Annotated in this window: 15 protein-coding genes; 8 read left to right on the plus strand and 7 right to left on the minus strand. The window is 69.0% G+C overall.

The features are described from left to right. Nucleotides 1-3 precede the first annotated feature (3 nt). Together petA and H4F99_RS06135 are read right to left on the minus strand one after the other, a co-directional pair. Nucleotides 4-651, minus strand: a complete 648-nt coding sequence (gene petA / locus H4F99_RS06130) for a ubiquinol-cytochrome c reductase iron-sulfur subunit (protein ID WP_182668854.1) — start codon at nt 649-651, stop codon at nt 4-6. Between the two features lie 175 nt (nt 652-826). After that, on the minus strand, nt 827-1,765 hold the full coding sequence (locus tag H4F99_RS06135; protein WP_182669101.1) for a lytic transglycosylase domain-containing protein: 939 nt from the start codon (nt 1,763-1,765) through the stop codon (nt 827-829). A 152-nt stretch (nt 1,766-1,917) separates the two neighbouring features. Between H4F99_RS06135 and miaB the strand changes: the two genes are divergently transcribed. Next, entirely contained in the window at nt 1,918-3,348 is a 1,431-nt protein-coding gene (miaB, locus tag H4F99_RS06140; RefSeq protein ID WP_182668855.1) for a tRNA (N6-isopentenyl adenosine(37)-C2)-methylthiotransferase MiaB, read from the plus strand. Nucleotides 3,349-3,390: 42 nt separating this feature from the next. Here miaB and H4F99_RS06145 read toward each other — a convergent pair whose 3' ends face one another. Next, complete coding sequence (locus H4F99_RS06145) at nt 3,391-5,085, minus strand: amidohydrolase (protein ID WP_220481059.1); 1,695 nt, start codon at nt 5,083-5,085, stop codon at nt 3,391-3,393. A gap of 334 nt (nt 5,086-5,419) precedes the next feature. Here H4F99_RS06145 and msrB point away from each other — a divergent pair, with 334 nt between their 5' ends. The 7 genes from msrB (at nt 5,420) to H4F99_RS06180 (ending at nt 10,999) form a co-directional block, all read left to right on the plus strand. Further along, nucleotides 5,420-5,866, plus strand: a complete 447-nt coding sequence (gene msrB / locus H4F99_RS06150) for a peptide-methionine (R)-S-oxide reductase MsrB (RefSeq protein ID WP_182668856.1) — start codon at nt 5,420-5,422, stop codon at nt 5,864-5,866. Between the two features lie 112 nt (nt 5,867-5,978). After that, entirely contained in the window at nt 5,979-6,191 is a 213-nt protein-coding gene (locus tag H4F99_RS06155) for a hypothetical protein (RefSeq protein ID WP_182668857.1), read from the plus strand. A 103-nt stretch (nt 6,192-6,294) separates the two neighbouring features. After that, nucleotides 6,295-7,290, plus strand: coding sequence for a PhoH family protein (locus H4F99_RS06160; RefSeq protein WP_425487997.1), 996 nt, complete (start codon nt 6,295-6,297; stop codon nt 7,288-7,290). 7 nt (nt 7,291-7,297) lie between these two features. Next, a complete protein-coding gene (ybeY, locus tag H4F99_RS06165) occupies nt 7,298-7,780 on the plus strand; it encodes an rRNA maturation RNase YbeY (protein WP_182668859.1) in 483 nt (160 codons plus the stop codon). Nucleotides 7,781-7,860: 80 nt separating this feature from the next. Then, nucleotides 7,861-8,739, plus strand: coding sequence for a CorC family transporter (locus tag H4F99_RS06170; protein WP_182668860.1), 879 nt, complete (start codon nt 7,861-7,863; stop codon nt 8,737-8,739). Then, the gene (locus H4F99_RS06175) at nt 8,732-9,967 is read left to right on the plus strand and encodes a lipoprotein N-acyltransferase Lnb domain-containing protein (protein ID WP_425487998.1); all 1,236 of its coding nucleotides are present in this window, start codon (nt 8,732-8,734) and stop codon (nt 9,965-9,967) included. Before H4F99_RS06170 ends, H4F99_RS06175 begins: the two co-directional genes overlap by 8 nt. A gap of 42 nt (nt 9,968-10,009) precedes the next feature. Further along, nucleotides 10,010-10,999, plus strand: a complete 990-nt coding sequence (locus tag H4F99_RS06180) for a magnesium and cobalt transport protein CorA (RefSeq protein ID WP_182668862.1) — start codon at nt 10,010-10,012, stop codon at nt 10,997-10,999. A gap of 12 nt (nt 11,000-11,011) precedes the next feature. Here H4F99_RS06180 and H4F99_RS06185 read toward each other — a convergent pair whose 3' ends face one another. The 4 genes from H4F99_RS06185 to H4F99_RS06200 form a co-directional block, all read right to left on the minus strand. Next, nucleotides 11,012-12,010, minus strand: a complete 999-nt coding sequence (locus tag H4F99_RS06185) for an ArsA family ATPase (RefSeq protein ID WP_182669103.1) — start codon at nt 12,008-12,010, stop codon at nt 11,012-11,014. A 5-nt stretch (nt 12,011-12,015) separates the two neighbouring features. Continuing rightward, nucleotides 12,016-12,297, minus strand: a complete 282-nt coding sequence (locus H4F99_RS06190) for a cory-CC-star protein (RefSeq protein WP_182668863.1) — start codon at nt 12,295-12,297, stop codon at nt 12,016-12,018. Beyond that, on the minus strand, nt 12,294-13,973 hold the full coding sequence (locus H4F99_RS14615; RefSeq protein WP_182668864.1) for a carbon starvation CstA family protein: 1,680 nt from the start codon (nt 13,971-13,973) through the stop codon (nt 12,294-12,296). The genes H4F99_RS06190 and H4F99_RS14615 overlap by 4 nt, the downstream gene beginning before the upstream one ends. A gap of 167 nt (nt 13,974-14,140) precedes the next feature. Beyond that, nucleotides 14,141-15,403 carry a DUF819 family protein gene (locus H4F99_RS06200; protein WP_182668865.1) on the minus strand — a complete coding sequence of 421 codons (1,263 nt, stop codon included), beginning with the start codon at nt 15,401-15,403 and terminating at the stop codon, nt 14,141-14,143. Nucleotides 15,404-15,437: the final 34 nt, after the last annotated feature.

Below are 15,437 nucleotides of genomic sequence, written 5' to 3' on the forward strand. Positions count from 1 at the left end.
GGCTTACGCGGCCCCCGCGCTGTTGGTCTGCGTGGGATCGACGCCGATCACGATGGTGGTGTCGTCGGCGTAGTGGTGCGGCGGCACGACCAGGTTGGTCGGTGCCGGCACGCCCTCGAACACACGCCCGGCCATGTCGAAGCGCGACTTGTGGCAGGGGCAGAAGTAGCCGCCCTTCCACTCGGGATCGAACGGCTCGGGGCGGATCTCCGCCTTCATCTCCGGCGAGCAGCCGAGGTGGGTACACAGGCCGACCAGCACCGAGACATCCGGCTTGATCGAGCGCAGCTCGGGGCTGGCCTCTGCGATGTAGGCCGGCTGCTGCTCCGGATTCTCGGAGCGCGGGTCGCGCAGGTGGCCGTCAAGGGTCGGCAGGGCGTCCAGGACGGCCTTGGAACGCTTGACGATCCAGATCGGCTGGCCGCGCCACTCCAGCACCAGGCGTTCGCCTTCCTGCAGGGCGCTGATGTCCGCGGTCACCGGCGCGCCAGCGAGCTTGGCCCGCGCGCTGGGGTTCCAGGACTTGATGAACGGCACGGCCGCGGCCGCGACGCCGGCAGCGCCAACGACGGCGGTGGTCGCCGTCAGGAACCGTCGACGCCCCGCGTTGACGGGCTCATGAATAGGATCGTTGACCCCTTGGTTGGCCATCCGGCACTCCGCAACTCTTGAATATCGAAGTTCACCGCGAGCCGGCCACTGGCGACTGCTCGCGGCTTATAAAGACGGGAAAGTGTACCGGATGGCTTAACGAACAGACAATCCGCACGCGTCGACCCGGTCAGGAAACGGGTCCGGTCGTCGAGCGGGCCGCGCCACGGGGGGCTCAGCGCTGGACGACCGCGCTCCGGTAGCGTTCGGCGAGCACGCCGACCCGCTGGACGTACCGTTGCGTCTCACGGTACGGCGGGACGCCGTTGTACTTGTCGACCGCCCCCTCGCCCGCGTTGTAGCCGGCCGCTGCCAGCGTCAGGTCGCCGTTGAAGCGCTTCAGCAGCCAGGCCAGGTACTGCACGCCACCCTCGATGTTTTGGCTGGCATCGAACGGATTCTCCACGCCGAACCGCCGCGCGGTGGCCGGGATGAGCTGCATCAGGCCCTGGGCCCCCGCATGCGAAAGCGCATTGGGATTGAAGGCCGACTCGGCATGGATGACCGCACGTACGATGGCCTCGTCGACGCCGTGGCGCCGGGCGGCAGCGGCGATCTCGTTGCTGTACGCCGCCGTGTTCAGCCTGACCGCGCCGAAGTTCACGCCGCTCGCTTCGCCACAGGCGTAGCAGGTCTCGATGAAGCTGTAGTTGATCGTCCGCACCGCACCCGCGTTCGCCACGCCCGACGGGCGGCGGCTGGTGTAGTGGCGGACGCCGTCCTTGATGTAGGAGTACACCTGCCCGGATACCGTCCGCGAACCCGGGGCACCCTGGCGCACGCTCTGGATGGGGGCGGCATTGGTCATCGAGGGGCCATCCGCGGCCTGGACGCTGCCGCTGGCGGGCGACCCGGCCACTGGATTGGCGGGTGTGGCGGCCCCCACCGTGGCCGGCCGGGAAGGCTGCGGCAAGGCGGCGGCGGTCGTCGGCTGGGACGGCGCACTGCGCCCCCCGCTGTAGCTTGTCACCGCGGTGCAGCGCGCGCCCGCGACGCGCTTGCTGACGTAACTGGGCACCCCGTCGGCGCCTTCGCAACGGTAAATCGTGCCCGCCGCCGCCGGTGCGGCCGCGAACAGACACATGATCCCCAACAGCGTGAAGGCCCCCTTCATAAGCGCGAGTGTCACTCCATTCGACCTGAATTGCCACCTTCCAACCCGTGAAAACGCGACCGGGTCGGTGTTCCGGCCGCTACAATACGCAATCAGACGCCCTTTGCAGTGCTCACCGGCACGGATTAACCGCCGCTTCCCCGGGACGACCCATGACCCAGTTCCACGCCTTGCCGACCGCCGGGTCGGCCGCGCCCGCCCCTGCCAGCCATCGCCAGCCGGGGGGCGCTTCCGCGCCGAAGCTCTACATCCAGACCCACGGCTGCCAGATGAACGAGTACGACTCGGCCAAGATGGCCGACGTGCTGGCCGCGTCCGACGGGTTCGAGCTGACGACGAATGCCGAAGAGGCGGACGTCATCCTGGTGAACACCTGTTCGATCCGTGAGAAAGCCCAGGAAAAGGTCTTCAGCCAACTGGGCCGCTGGCGGACGCTGAAGAGCGGCGACCGGCCGGTCCTGATCGGCGTGGGCGGCTGCGTGGCCAGCCAGGAGGGCGAGGCGATCATCAAGCGCGCGCCGTTCGTCGACCTGGTCTTCGGCCCTCAGACCCTGCACCGCCTGCCCGAGCTGATCCGCGCCCGCCGCGAGCAGGACCGCCCGCAGGTGGACATCAGTTTCCCCGAGATCGAGAAGTTCGACCGGCTGCCCGAACCACGCGCCGAGGGCCCGACCGCCTTCGTGTCGATCATGGAGGGCTGCTCCAAGTACTGCTCGTTCTGCGTGGTGCCCTACACGCGCGGCACCGAGATCAGCCGCCCGTTCGAGGATGTCCTCGTGGAAGTCGCGGACCTCGCTGCCCAGGGCGTCCGCGAGATCAACCTGCTGGGCCAGAACGTGAACGCTTACCGGGGTCCGTTCGGGGAGGGCGAGGATGCCGGTGTCGCGGACCTCGGCCTGCTGATCCGGGCGATCGCCGAGATCGACGGCGTCGACCGCATCCGCTTCACCACCTCGCACCCGCTGGAGTTCAGCGACTCGCTGGTGGAGGCTTACCGCGACGTCCCACAGCTCGCCAACTACCTGCACTTGCCCGTCCAGGCCGGCTCCGACCGGGTGCTGGCGGCGATGAAGCGCGGCTACACCGCGCTCGAGTTCAAGCAGAAGATCCGCAAGCTGCGCGCGGTGCGGCCGGACATCTCGATCAGTTCCGACTTCATCGTGGGCTTCCCGGGCGAGACGGAAGCGGACTTCGAGAAGACGATGAAGCTGATCGAGGACGTCGGCTTCGACCAGTCGTTCTCGTTCATCTATTCGCGTCGCCCGGGCACGCCGGCGGCCGACCTCGAGGACAGTGTGTCCAGCGAGGAAAAACACGCCCGCCTCTCGCGCCTGCAGGCGACGATCAACGCCAATGCGAAGCGGATTTCGGAGTCGATGGTCGGCAGCGTGCAGCGCGTGCTGGTGGAAGGACCTTCGCGGAAGGATCCGAACGAGCTGACCGGCAAGACGGAGAACATGCGGTCGGTGAACTTCCCGGCCGACCCGCGTTTGGTCGGTCGCTTCGTGGACGTGGTGATCACCGGCGCCCTGAGCAACTCCCTGCGCGGGCGGGTGCTGACACGCGACGACGCGCCGGCCTGACGAGGCGCCCCGGTCGCCGGGGCCCATCGCGTGGGATGCGCCTCACGGCCCCTGCGTCGGCCCCATGCCGCCTGCCTCGCCCCGGCGGTAGACGGGCCGCCCGTCGACATAGGTCGCCAGCACGGTCAGGTTTCGCAGGCCCCCTGGCGCGACGTGTAGCGGATCTTCGGCGAATACCACGAAATCCGCGCGCTTGCCGACCGCCAGGCTGCCGACCTCGCTCTCGGCGAAGCCCGCGTAGGCCGCATCGAGGGTGAACCCCCTCAGGGCCTCGAACGCGGTGAGCTTTTCCTCCGGACGCCAGCCGCCGGCCGGAAGGCCCTCGGCATCGGTCCGCGTGGTGGCCGCATGCAGGCCCAGGCGCGGATCGACCGACTCGACCGGAAAATCCGAACCCAGCGCCAGGCGCGCGCCACTGTCGCGCAGCTGGCGCCAGGAATAGGCGCCGACGATCCGCTGGGGGCCAAGGCGATCTTCGGCCCACGGCATGTCGCTGGTGGCATGGGTGGGCTGCATCGAGGCGATGACCCCGAGGCCCGCAAGCCGCGGCAGGTCTTCCGGCGCCAGCACCTGCGCGTGCTCGATGCGCCAGCGATGGCCGTCGCCGGCGCGGCTGCCGAGGACGTCGTCGTAGGCCTCCAGCACCTCGTGGTTGCCACGATCCCCGATGGCATGGGTGGCGACCTGCACGCCGCAGTCGCGCGCCTTGCGAGCCACCGCGCGCAGCCCCTGCGGAGGCGTCACCATCAGCCCGCGATTTCCCGGATCGTCGCTGTAGTCGCGAATCAGTGCTGCGCCGCGGCTGCCGAGCGCACCGTCGGCGTAGACCTTCACCGTGCGCATGGCGAGGCGACCGGAAGGATGGCGGTACAGTCCATCGCGGCACAGCGCGTCCAGGGCGTCGCCGTCTCCCGCCGCCATCGCGGTGATGCGCATCGGCAACGCATCGCGATCGGCGAGGCGCCGGTACCGTTGCAATCCGGCCAGGTCGACGCCGGCGTCGTGCACACCGGTCAAGCCATGTTCCACGGCGGCCTGCATGCCCAGCTGCAGGGCGCGCTCGGCCGTGGCCTCGTCGACCGGGGGCCTTGCCTCCTCGACCAGCGATGCGGCGGCATCGATGAATACGCCGGTCGGTCGGCCCGCCGCATCGCGCACGATCCGTCCGCCATCGGGTTGCCAGTCGCCGGACAGGTCGCGCTGCACGGCCTGCATCGCGACGGTGTTCGCCCAGCCGGCGTGTCCATCGATGCGCTCCAGCCAGACCGCGCGGTCGGGAAACGCGGCATCGAGGTCGGCTGCGGTCGGGAACTGGCGGTCGGGCCAGTCGTTCTGGTCCCAGCCGCGACCGACCAGCCATGCGCCGTCCGGCAGATCGGCGGCGAACTCGCGAAGCCGGGCCAGCACGTCCTGCTTGTCGCGGGCGCCCACCAGGCTGGCCGTCAGCCGTGCCATGCCCAGCCCCGCCACGTGGCCATGGGCATCAATCAGGCCCGGGACCACGGTGGCCTCGCCGAAGTCGAGGTGCGCCGCGTCGGCGAACCGGGCCACCAGCGCCTCATGCGTGCCCGTGGCGAGGATGCGACCGTCCCCGTCGAATGCCAGCGCTTCGACATGGGGCGCCTCCTTGTCGATGGTGTGGATCGCACCCGCGCGAACCACCGTCACCTCTGCCGCCTGCACGGCAGGCATCGGCATCAACAGCATCACCCAGGCCATGAAACGACACACCGGCATTCCGCTTCTCCCGTCCCGATCCGGGTTCGACTGTGCGGCAGCGGCAAGGCCCGATCAAGCGCGGCCCGTTATCCGAGGGCGCATGAAGCCGGCGTGACCGGCAACCCGGTGACCTGCGCCGGCCCCAGCGCGGCGTGCCCGGCCAGCGCGGTCACCATTGGCGACCTCGCCGCAGGTGTTGCATTGGGTCTGCTTGCGCCAACGGCACCGGACAACCGCCTCACGATGGCATTCGACTGCACGGTGCAATAGCGCCCGCCAGTGGCACCGCCGGTGCACGATGCCTTCAGTGCGCCTGTGCGAGAGTAGCTCTCCCCCTCTTTTGGAGACGCGCATGCTGACCTGGCAGGACGTGATGCGCTTTGCGCGCGAGGGCACCCCCCTCCCGGACCGGCGCGTTGAGAAGAGCGAGGATGCGTGGCGTCGGCAGCTGACGCCCGACCAGTACCGCGTCACCCGGCAGGCCGCCACGGAGCGACCATTCAGCGACCCGGCCTGCGGGCTGCTTGAACCCGGTCGCTACCATTGCGTGTGCTGCGACGCGCTGCTGTTCGACGCCGGCAAGAAGTTCGACTCGGGCACCGGCTGGCCCTCGTTCAGCCAGCCGGCGGCGGCGAATGCAATCGCGTACCGGCTGGACGAAAGCCACGGCATGCAGCGGGTCGAAACGGTATGCAACCAGTGCGACGCGCATCTCGGGCACGTGTTCCCGGACGGCCCGCCCCCGAGCGGCCTGCGCTACTGCATGAACGCGGTGGCGTTGCGCAAGGCCACCGGGTAGCCGGCGTCCCCGGCGCCAGCCTGTTCACGCTTGCACGGTTCATCGGCAGTCACCCGTGTCGATCCGCCGGTCGCGCAAACACGGGGAGGCTCGCGCGCGCTAAGGTGGCCCCATGCACGAGTCCCGGCTTACCAGCGCACAGGCGGCAGCACGCTGGCTGCGTGCCCATGCCCTCAGCCTGTGGTTCGGTGGCCTTGGGGTGCTCGGCATCGCCCGCTTCGCCATCCACGCCATGTCATCGCCGCCAGCGGTGCAGGGCTGGGCGTGGCTGGCGGGCGGCCTGCTGTGCCTGGCCGCAGCGTGGCGTGCGCGCCCACGGGGCTGAACGCGTGCTGCCCGGTACTTTTGCGAAAATGCCGTACTCGGCGCAAGCTTCGTACTCGCCGCGCGGACGCGCGAGCGTCCCCTGCCCGGATGACGGATCACGTTTGAACGCTTCGACTGCCCGCACGACTGCCACGGATTTCACCTTGCAACCCGACGACGTCGAGCGCCTGGCCAACCTCGCGGGGCCGTTCGACGCGCACCTGCGCCAGCTGGAGCTGCGCCTCGGGGTGGAGATCGCCAACCGGGGCCAGGTGTTCCGGGTCACCGGCGCACCCGCCGCCACTGCGCGTACCGAGCGCCTGCTCCGCCAGTTGTGGGAGGACGCCGCCGTGGAAACCCTGGACGAGGCCGTCATCCATCTTCGGATCGCGGAGAGCGGGGCCGACCAGGCCTCCCCCGGTTACGTACCCCAGGACGTCAGCATCCGCACCAAGCGGGGCACCGTGCGCGGGCGTGGCGCCAACCAGCAGAAGTACCTGCACGCGATCGCGACCCACGACGTCAACTTCGGGATCGGCCCGGCCGGTACGGGCAAGACGTTCCTGGGGGTGGCCAGCGCGGTCGAGGCGCTGAACGAGGGCCGGGTGCACCGGCTGATCCTGGTCCGCCCCGCGGTGGAGGCCGGCGAGAAACTCGGCTTCCTGCCGGGCGACCTGACCCAGAAGGTCGACCCCTACCTGCGCCCGCTGTACGACGCGCTGTACGAGATGCTGGGCGTCGAGAAGGTCGTCAAGCTGCTCGAGAAGAACGTCATCGAGATCGCGCCGCTGGCCTACATGCGCGGGCGCACGCTCAACGATGCCTTCGTGATCCTCGACGAAGCACAGAACACCTCCATCGAGCAGATGAAGATGTTCCTGACCCGGATCGGCCATGGCAGCACGGCCGTGGTCACCGGCGACATGACCCAGATCGACCTGCCGCGCCACCAGAAATCCGGGCTCAAGGACGCCCTGGAGGTGTTGCGCAACATCGACGGCATTTCGTTCACGTTCTTCGAATCGCGCGACGTCGTCCGGCACCCTCTGGTGGCGCGGATCGTCAACGCCTACGATGCACGCGACGCTTCGGATTCCGAAACCGGCCCCAAGGGCTGAGCCGACCATGACCCGCGGTCCCGTCCGACTCGATGTCAGCATCACCTACGGCCTGCCCCGCAAGGGCGTGCCGGCCGCGCAGAGCTTCCGCAAGTGGGTGGCCGCCGCACTTGAGGGCCGCATCCGCGAAGCCGACCTCGCGATCCGGCTGGTCGACGTGCGCGAGGGCCGCGCGCTGAACCGCCACTACCGGGGCAAGGACTACGCCACGAACGTCCTGAGCTTTCCGGCCGAGGTGCCCGAGGGCCTGCCGAAGAACGTCCGCTTCCCGCTGCTCGGCGACCTGGTGATCTGTGCGCCCGTGGTCGCCCGCGAGGCCCGTGAACAGGCCAAGCCGCTCGCCGCCCACTACGCCCACATGACGGTCCACGGCGCCCTGCACCTGCTCGGCTGGGACCACGAGGACGACACCGAAGCCACCGCGATGGAGCAGCTGGAGCGGGATATCCTGGGGACGCTCGGGATTGCCGACCCCTACCCCGACGCCTGAGGCGCCGGGCGCGCACGACGCCCGCTCCTGCGCTAGACTCGCCCCGACGCCCAACCCCCGCGGGCGTTTCAACCGACATGATGTCCGAGGACGACAGTAGTACCCCATCGCTCGATACCACCGACCGGCCGGCCGAGAAACGGCGGTCGTGGCTGGACAGGATCAGTTCGGCCCTTTCGGGCGAACCCACCACCCGCGAAGACCTGGTCGAACTGCTGCGCGATGCACAGGCCGATGGCCTGGTCGCCGCCGATACGCTCGCGATGATGGAAGGCGCGATCAGCGTCTCCGACATGAGCGTGGGCGACGTGATGATCCCGCGCTCGCAGATGGTGGTCCTGGCCGCCGACGAACCCCTGCAGGCCCTGCTGAGGCAGGTGGTCGAATCCGGCCACTCGCGTTTCCCGGTGCATGGCGACGACAAGGACGAGATCCTCGGCATCCTGCTGGCCAAGGACCTGCTGCGGCTGATGGTGGACGACGGTGCGCCGGAGGGCATCCACGCGCTGATCCGGCCGGCGGTGCTGATCCCCGAATCCAAGCGCCTCGACGTGCTGCTGCGCGAGTTCCGCCTCAGCCGCAACCACATGGCGATCGTCATCGACGAGTACGGCGGCGTGGCCGGCCTCCTCACCATCGAGGACGTATTGGAACAGATCGTCGGCGAGATCGACGACGAACACGACGACGCCGAGGACCCGGATGCCCTGATCGCCGCCCAGGCCGACGGCCAGTACGTGGTCGACGCGCTGACGCCGATCGAGGATTTCAACGAGCGCTTCGGCGCGGACTTCGACGACGACGAGTACGACACGATCGGGGGCCTGGTGATCGCCGCGATCGGCCATCTGCCCGAGGCCGGCGAGGAGCTGACCCTGGGCCGCTTCGTGTTCCGCGTGTCCAGCGCGGACGCACGACGCGTGCACGCCTTCCATGTCGGGATCCTGGGTGATGCGTGATGCGGCCCGACGCATCGCCCCGCGACTGATCGGCCTGCTCCTGCTGTTGCTGGCCTGCGGGTTCGCAGGGGCCAGCACCCCGGATCCCGCCCCACCGGCGGACGCCTCCGCCCCGCGCATCGGCGTCGCCACGATGCAGCCGGGCGAGATCTTCTTCGAGCGCTTCGGGCACAACGCGCTGGTGGTCGAGGACGCCTCCACGGGCGAACGGACCTCCTACAACTTCGGCTTCTTCGATCCCGACGAGCCCGGCTTCATCATGCGCTTCGTACGCGGCGACATGCGATACCGGCTGGCGGCCCTGCCCTTTGGCCAGGACCTGCGCTACTACGAGGAGGTCGGCCGCGGCGTCTCGATCCAATGGCTCGACCTGGACGATGCTCAGGCGCGCGGGCTCGCGGAGGCACTGTCGGCCAATGCGCAGCCCGAGAATGCCTACTACCGGTACGACTACTTCCTCGACAACTGTTCCACCCGGGTGCGCGACGCGATCGACGCGGCGCTGGGCGGCGCCCTGGCGCGGCAGACGCAGGGACGCTCCCATGGCACCACCTTCCGCAGCGAAGCCGTGCGCCTGGCATCGCCGGCACCCTGGATGTGGCTGGGTTTCGACCTAGGCCTGGGCCCACTGGCTGACCGGCCACAGCCGCTCTGGGGTGAATCCTTCGTGCCGATGCGACTGGCGTCGGCCCTCGACGAGGTCGGGAACCCGGCCACCGGCCGGCCGCTGGTCGCGTCGGCAACCGCATTGTTGCCGCAGCGACTGCCGCCGGAACCGTTCGAGGCTCCCCGGCGCTGGTGGCCATGGGCGCTCGCCGGCATCCTGATCGGCGCGGCCTGCGCCCTCGCGGGACCGCGGATGCCGCGCACGGTCGCGGCCATTGCCTTGCCGTTCTGGGCCATCTGCGGCGTACTCGGTGCGCTGATGCTTTTCATCTGGTTCGGAACCGAGCACCGCTTCGGATGGGCGAACCGCAATCTGTTCCTGCTGAGTCCCCTGTGCTGGTTGCTGCTGCCCGGCGGCATCCGCCTGTTGCGGGGACGGGCGGCGGGTCGGCTGTTCGGACTCCTGCTCGCGGCGGTGGCGACGCTGCCCGTCGTCGCCCTGTTCTTCTACTGGCTCCCCGTCATTCCGCAACAGAACCTGCGCTGGATCGTGCTGTTCGGCCCGATCCATGCCGGGCTCTGGTGGGCATTCCGGCAATCGGCGCGGACGCGGCTGCGCTGAGCCCGGCTTGTCGCCCGTCGCGCCGGGCGGCAGGATGGCGTCATGAGCACCCTCGATCCCGGCTGCGTCGTCAACTGCAGCGCCTACGACCGCGATGGCACGCGGCGCGACATCACCCTCGAGGATATTCCCGCGGCATTGGCCGATACGTCGCAGGGGTTCGTCTGGGTCGGCCTCTACCAGCCCGACGAGGCACTGCTGGAGCGCCTGCAGGACGTCTTCGACCTGCACGACCTCGCGGTGGAGGACGCCCACAACGCCCACCAGCGTTCCAAGATCGAAGGCTACGGCAGCTCGTTGTTCGTCGCGCTGCGCACCGCCCAGCGGGTCGACGACACGTTCGGCTTCGGCGAGACGCAGATCTTCGTGGGCGAACGCTACTTCATCACCGTCCGCCATGGCGCATCGATCAGTTACGCACCGGCCAGGGCCAGGATGGAGCGCGAACCGGAACTGCTCCGCCACGGACCGGGCGCCGCGCTTTACGCGGTGCTGGACATGATCGTCGACAACTACCGCCCGATCGTCGACGAGTTCGATGCCGAACTGAACCTGCTCGAACGCGACATCCTGGGGGAAACCTTCCACCCCCGCGTCGTGCGCAGGCTGTACACGCTGAAGCGCGAACTCACCCGGCTGCGCATGTCGATGTCACCGCTGCAGGACATCCTTGGGCAGCTCAGCCGCACCCGCCACGGGCTGATCGACGACGACATCCAACCGTACTTCCGCGACGTGCTCGACCACGTCCTGCGGATGAGCGAGACCACCGACATGCTGCGCGAGATGCTGACCGCCGCGGTCAGCACCAACCTGTCGCTGGTGACCGTGCAGCAGGGCGAGACCGTCAAGCGGCTGGGCGCCTGGGCAGCCCTGCTCGCCGCGCCGACCCTCGTGACCAGCTGGTACGGCATGAACTTCGCGCACATGCCGGAACTGCAGGGTCGGCATAGCTACGCGCTGCTGATCGCCATCGTGGCCGGCACGAGCTACGCGCTGTATCGCCTGTTCCGGCGTGTCGGCTGGCTGTAGCGCGCAACCGGCTCAGGACCCAGGGGCAGCGGCCAGCCGGGTGGCCAGCGCCTCCAGCGCCGCGCGCCCGACCGGCTCGTCCGCCAGAAGCGGCACTTCGTGGCGCGGGACGCCCGGTAACGCACGTGCCAGCGTCTCGAGGTGCCCCGCTTCCATCGCCGCGCGCCCCGCCAGCAGCGCCCCGGCATCAGTGGGCGAACGTCGATTGACGACCAGTGCCCCGACATCGATGCCGCTGCGGCGCAGTTGCGCATGCAGTTCGATGGTCTCGAGTACGGGCAGCCGTTCGGCCGTCAGGACGATCACGAAGGCCGTCAACCCGGCGTCCGAGAGGCTCGCGCGCAGGTGATCGAAGCGATGCCGCCGGCGCTGGAGCATGGCGCGAATCCGGTCGTCGCGCGATGCCGCGCCCTCGTCGTCACCGCCCACGACCCGCCGGCCCATGGGATCGTCCTTGCCCAGGCCGCGCAGCACATCGCCGAGGTGGCGACTGCGCTCGTGCCGCTGCAGCATGCCGTCGACCCAGGCCTGCATCATCTCGGGCAAGGCCATCAGGCGTGCGGTGTGGCCCGACGGCGCGGTGTCGAACACCAGCAGGTCGTGCGTCCCGAGCCCCTCCTCGACCAGTTCGGCCATGCGCTCCAGCAACGCCGCTTCGTGCATGCCCGGCGTGTCCATCGACAGGGCCATGTGCTTGTCGACCTCTCCGGACAGGTGGCGCGGCATCAGCGTGCGAAGCGCGACCCCGACCTCGTCCAGATGCGCGCGCGCGGTCTGCTCGGGATCGAGCTCCAGCCCATCGAGGTTGGGCGCGAGCCGCCGGACGCGATCACCGACCTCGCACCGCCACAGGTGCCCAAGGTTATGGGCCGGATCGGTGGACACCAGCAGTACGCGACGCCCTTCCGATGCCGCCGCCACGGCCACGCCCGCGGCGACCGTGGTCTTGCCGACGCCCCCCTTCCCGCCGAGGAACAGGATGCGCCGCCGCCGCGCGAGCTCCAGCAACATCGCGCTCAACAGCAGCCGACGTGGTCCAGCGGTGAGCGCTCCATGCCCATGCGGCGATGCCAGTCATGGAAGCGCTCGTACATCACGGGCATCAACTCCAGGGTGTAGCAGGCGGCCGGGTTGGGGACGCCCAGCGTCTCCGCGAACACCAGCAGCATGAACAGGTCGTCCTCGTCGCGCTGCGCGCGTGCGAACGTCGCGCGGTAAGGCGCTACGTAGAACTCGCGCAGGCCGGACGACAGCCGCGCGGCCAGGGATTGCCCACCCCGGGCCTGCGATCGCTTCATCCGCGGGCTTCGTCCACGACGGCCGGCCCCGCTCCCCTTGCCATCGCACCGATCGCTTCGAAGGCCACCCACAGCGCGGCCACCAGGATCACCACGTCCATGCCCAGCAGCAGCCACTTCTGCTCGTTGTAGAACTGTCCGAGCTGCACCAGCAGCGCGAACAGCGACATGACCAGCAGGAAAGCCAGCGGGATCGCGGTGAACCAGACCGATCGCCGCTGCTTGATCAGGATCACCGACAGGATGGCCAGGGTGAGGCCGGCCAGGAGCTGGTTGGTCGTCCCGAACAGCGGCCAGATGACCATGCCGCCCGCCCCGTCGCCGCCCGCACCGAAGGCAAGCGCGAGGCAGAAGCCCAGGGCCACTACGGTGGACACGGTGGCGTTCTGCAGCGGCTTGATGCCAACGATTTCGCCCGCCTCCTGCACGACGTAGCGCTGCAGGCGGAGCCCGGTATCCATGGTGGTGGCGGCGAACAGGATCGCCATCACCGAGAGGATGGTCGCGCCCAGGCCGGGATCCAGCCCGAGCCCGTTGGCGAGGATGTTGCCGCCGCCGTTGACGAAGGCGACCACGCCGCCCGAGCCGAACTTGTCGTACACGCCCTGCCACTCGCCCAAGGTGGCGAAGCCGGCGGTGCAGGCGATGATCGCGGCCAGCGCCAGCATGCCCTCGCCGATCGCGCCGAAGTAGCCGACGAAGCGCGCGTCGGTCTCCTTGTCGAGCTGCTTGGAACTGGTGCCCGATGCCACCAGGCCATGGAAGCCACTGATCGCGCCGCAGGCGATCGTCACGAACAACAGCGGCACGATGCCGGGCGTCCCGTCAGGCACGTCGGCGTTGACGGCCGGCGCGACGATCGTCGGGTGGAAGAACAGCGTGGCCGCGTACATCAGCCCAAGGCCGACGAACAGCTGCAGGCCATTGATGTAGTCGCGCGGCTGCAGCAGCACCCACACCGGCAGCAGCGATGCGATGCCCGCGTAGGCGAACAGCAGGATGATCCACTGCGCCTTCGGACCGAAGCCCAACACCGATTCCGGCAGGGTGACCGGATACGCCTGGCCGAGGAAGATCAGCGCGTACAGCACGACGACGCCGATGATCGACGGCCACAGCAGCGGCACCTTGAACCGGTAGATCGCCTGGCCGATGAACAGCGCCACCACGATCGCGCCCCAGGTCGGGATCACCGAGGCCGGGTTCGCGACGAGCAGGTTGGAGATCACCACCGCGAAGGCCGCGTTGACCATCAGCAGCAGCAGGAAGATCACGACGAGGAACAGGTTGCGCGCGCGGTTGCCGATCACCGTGCCGGTCAGCGTGCCGATCGACTTGCCCTTGTTGCGGACGCTGGCCCACAGCGCGCCGAAATCGTGGATGCCGGCGAAGAACACCGTGCCCAGGGTCACCCACAGGAACGCCGGCAGCCAGCCCCAGATCACCGCGATCGCCGGGCCGACGATCGGCGCGGCACCCGCCACCGACGTGAAGTGATGCCCCCACAGCACGAACTTGTTGGTGGGCACGAAGTCGATGTCGTCGCGCATCGAATGCGCGGGGGTGACGTAGTTCGGGTCGAGCCGGTAGATCTTCTCGGCGATGAACTTCGAGTAGAAGAAGAAGCCCAGCGCCATGGTGGCCAGGCCAATCAGCATCAGGACGACGGCATTCACGGCGGACCCCTCCTCATCGGCTGCGACGGCCCTCCGCCGTCACCGGGTCGAGCATGGTCGCTCCCCCGCCGGATTGGAAGCACGACCGGCAAAGTCGCGGCGCATTCCGACTAAAGTTGCACCGTGGGGCGTCACGGGTGCTGCAGCGCAGCACCCGTGGGCGCGAATCAGGTCGCGATGATGCGCAGGAGTTGCCCGGTCAGGTAGGCGCAATAAGTGCCGAGCGCGTAGCCCAGCACGGCCAGCAGCACGCCCACCGGCGCCAGCGCGGGATGGAAGGCGCTGGCGACCACGGGCGCCGAGGCCGCGCCACCGACATTGGCCTGCGAGCCCACGGCCATGAAGAACAGCGGCGCACGGATCAGCTTGGCGACGAGCAGCAGCAGGCCGCCGTGGACCGCGATCCAGATCAGCCCGAGCGCGAACAGACCCGGCTTGTCCAGCAGCGCCCCGATGTCCATGTGCATGCCGATGGTCGCGACCAGCACGTAGAGCATGGCCGAGCCGACCTTGGACGCGCCGGCGCCCTCCAGGGTCCGCGCGCGCGTGAAGCTCATCAGCAGGCCGAGGGTCGTCGCGAACACGACCATCCAGAAGAAGGTCGAGGTCAGGCTGTAATCCGCAAGCGCGTCGGCGAACGGCAGGGACTCCAGCCAGGCGACCAGCGGATCGGCCAGGAAGTGCGACAGGCCGGTGGCGCCCAGGCCCACCGCGAGGATGACCATCAGGTCGGCCAGGCTCGGGTTGCGCGAATGCTCGGCCTGGTAGGCCTCGATGCGCCGCTTCATGTCGTCGATCGCCGAGGTGTCGGCGCCGGTCCAGCGATCGAACACCTCCGATCGCGCCGCCAGGAACAGCAGCACCGCCATCCACACGTTCGCCACCAGCACGTCGACCGCGATGAACTGGCCGAACAGGTTCTCCTCGACCTCGAACACCTCTTTCATCGCCGCCTGGTTGGCGCCACCGCCGATCCAGCTGCCGGCGACCGTCGTCATGCCGCGCCAGGTGTCCCCGGCCACGGTCTCCGGATGCACGAGGCCCATCACCGAGAACGAGACCACCGCGCCAAGCATCACCCCCAGGGTGCCGGTCAGGAACATCACGACCGCCTTCGGCCCCAGGCGGACGATCGCGCCGAGGTCGATCGCGATGCACAGCAGCACCAGGGCACTTGGCAGCAGGTAGTCGCGCGCCATCGGGTAGAGCCCGGACGCGTTGCCGTCGATCAGTCCGATGCTGTTGTAGATCGCCGGCACCAGGTAGCACAGCAACAGGGCCGGCACATAGGTGTAGAAGGACTTCCAGAATCCGGAAGGCCGCGATGACGTCCAGAAGATCGCGCCCAGTGTCACGGCCAGCAGGCCCATGACGACGGCATCGTTGGTGATGAAGGCGGACGTGGTGGCGGGGTCGGTGGCAGCGGCCATCGAGGCTCCTGGTGTTGGATGAGGCGAGGCCGGC

Source organism: Marilutibacter penaei, assembly GCF_014145395.1.
Taxonomy (GTDB): domain Bacteria; phylum Pseudomonadota; class Gammaproteobacteria; order Xanthomonadales; family Xanthomonadaceae; genus Marilutibacter; species Marilutibacter penaei.

Coding starts and splice junctions, on each gene's coding strand:
- petA (WP_182668854.1), bottom strand. CDS start 651: ATGGCCAACCAAGGGGTCAACGATCCTATTCATGAGCCCGTCAACGCG.
- H4F99_RS06135 (WP_182669101.1), bottom strand. CDS start 1,765: ATGAAGGGGGCCTTCACGCTGTTGGGGATCATGTGTCTGTTCGCGGCC.
- miaB (WP_182668855.1), top strand. CDS start 1,918: ATGACCCAGTTCCACGCCTTGCCGACCGCCGGGTCGGCCGCGCCCGCC.
- H4F99_RS06145 (WP_220481059.1), bottom strand. CDS start 5,085: ATGCCGGTGTGTCGTTTCATGGCCTGGGTGATGCTGTTGATGCCGATG.
- msrB (WP_182668856.1), top strand. CDS start 5,420: ATGCTGACCTGGCAGGACGTGATGCGCTTTGCGCGCGAGGGCACCCCC.
- H4F99_RS06155 (WP_182668857.1), top strand. CDS start 5,979: ATGCACGAGTCCCGGCTTACCAGCGCACAGGCGGCAGCACGCTGGCTG.
- ybeY (WP_182668859.1), top strand. CDS start 7,298: ATGACCCGCGGTCCCGTCCGACTCGATGTCAGCATCACCTACGGCCTG.
- H4F99_RS06170 (WP_182668860.1), top strand. CDS start 7,861: ATGTCCGAGGACGACAGTAGTACCCCATCGCTCGATACCACCGACCGG.
- H4F99_RS06175 (WP_425487998.1), top strand. CDS start 8,732: ATGCGTGATGCGGCCCGACGCATCGCCCCGCGACTGATCGGCCTGCTC.
- H4F99_RS06180 (WP_182668862.1), top strand. CDS start 10,010: ATGAGCACCCTCGATCCCGGCTGCGTCGTCAACTGCAGCGCCTACGAC.
- H4F99_RS06185 (WP_182669103.1), bottom strand. CDS start 12,010: ATGTTGCTGGAGCTCGCGCGGCGGCGGCGCATCCTGTTCCTCGGCGGG.
- H4F99_RS06190 (WP_182668863.1), bottom strand. CDS start 12,297: ATGAAGCGATCGCAGGCCCGGGGTGGGCAATCCCTGGCCGCGCGGCTG.
- H4F99_RS06200 (WP_182668865.1), bottom strand. CDS start 15,403: ATGGCCGCTGCCACCGACCCCGCCACCACGTCCGCCTTCATCACCAAC.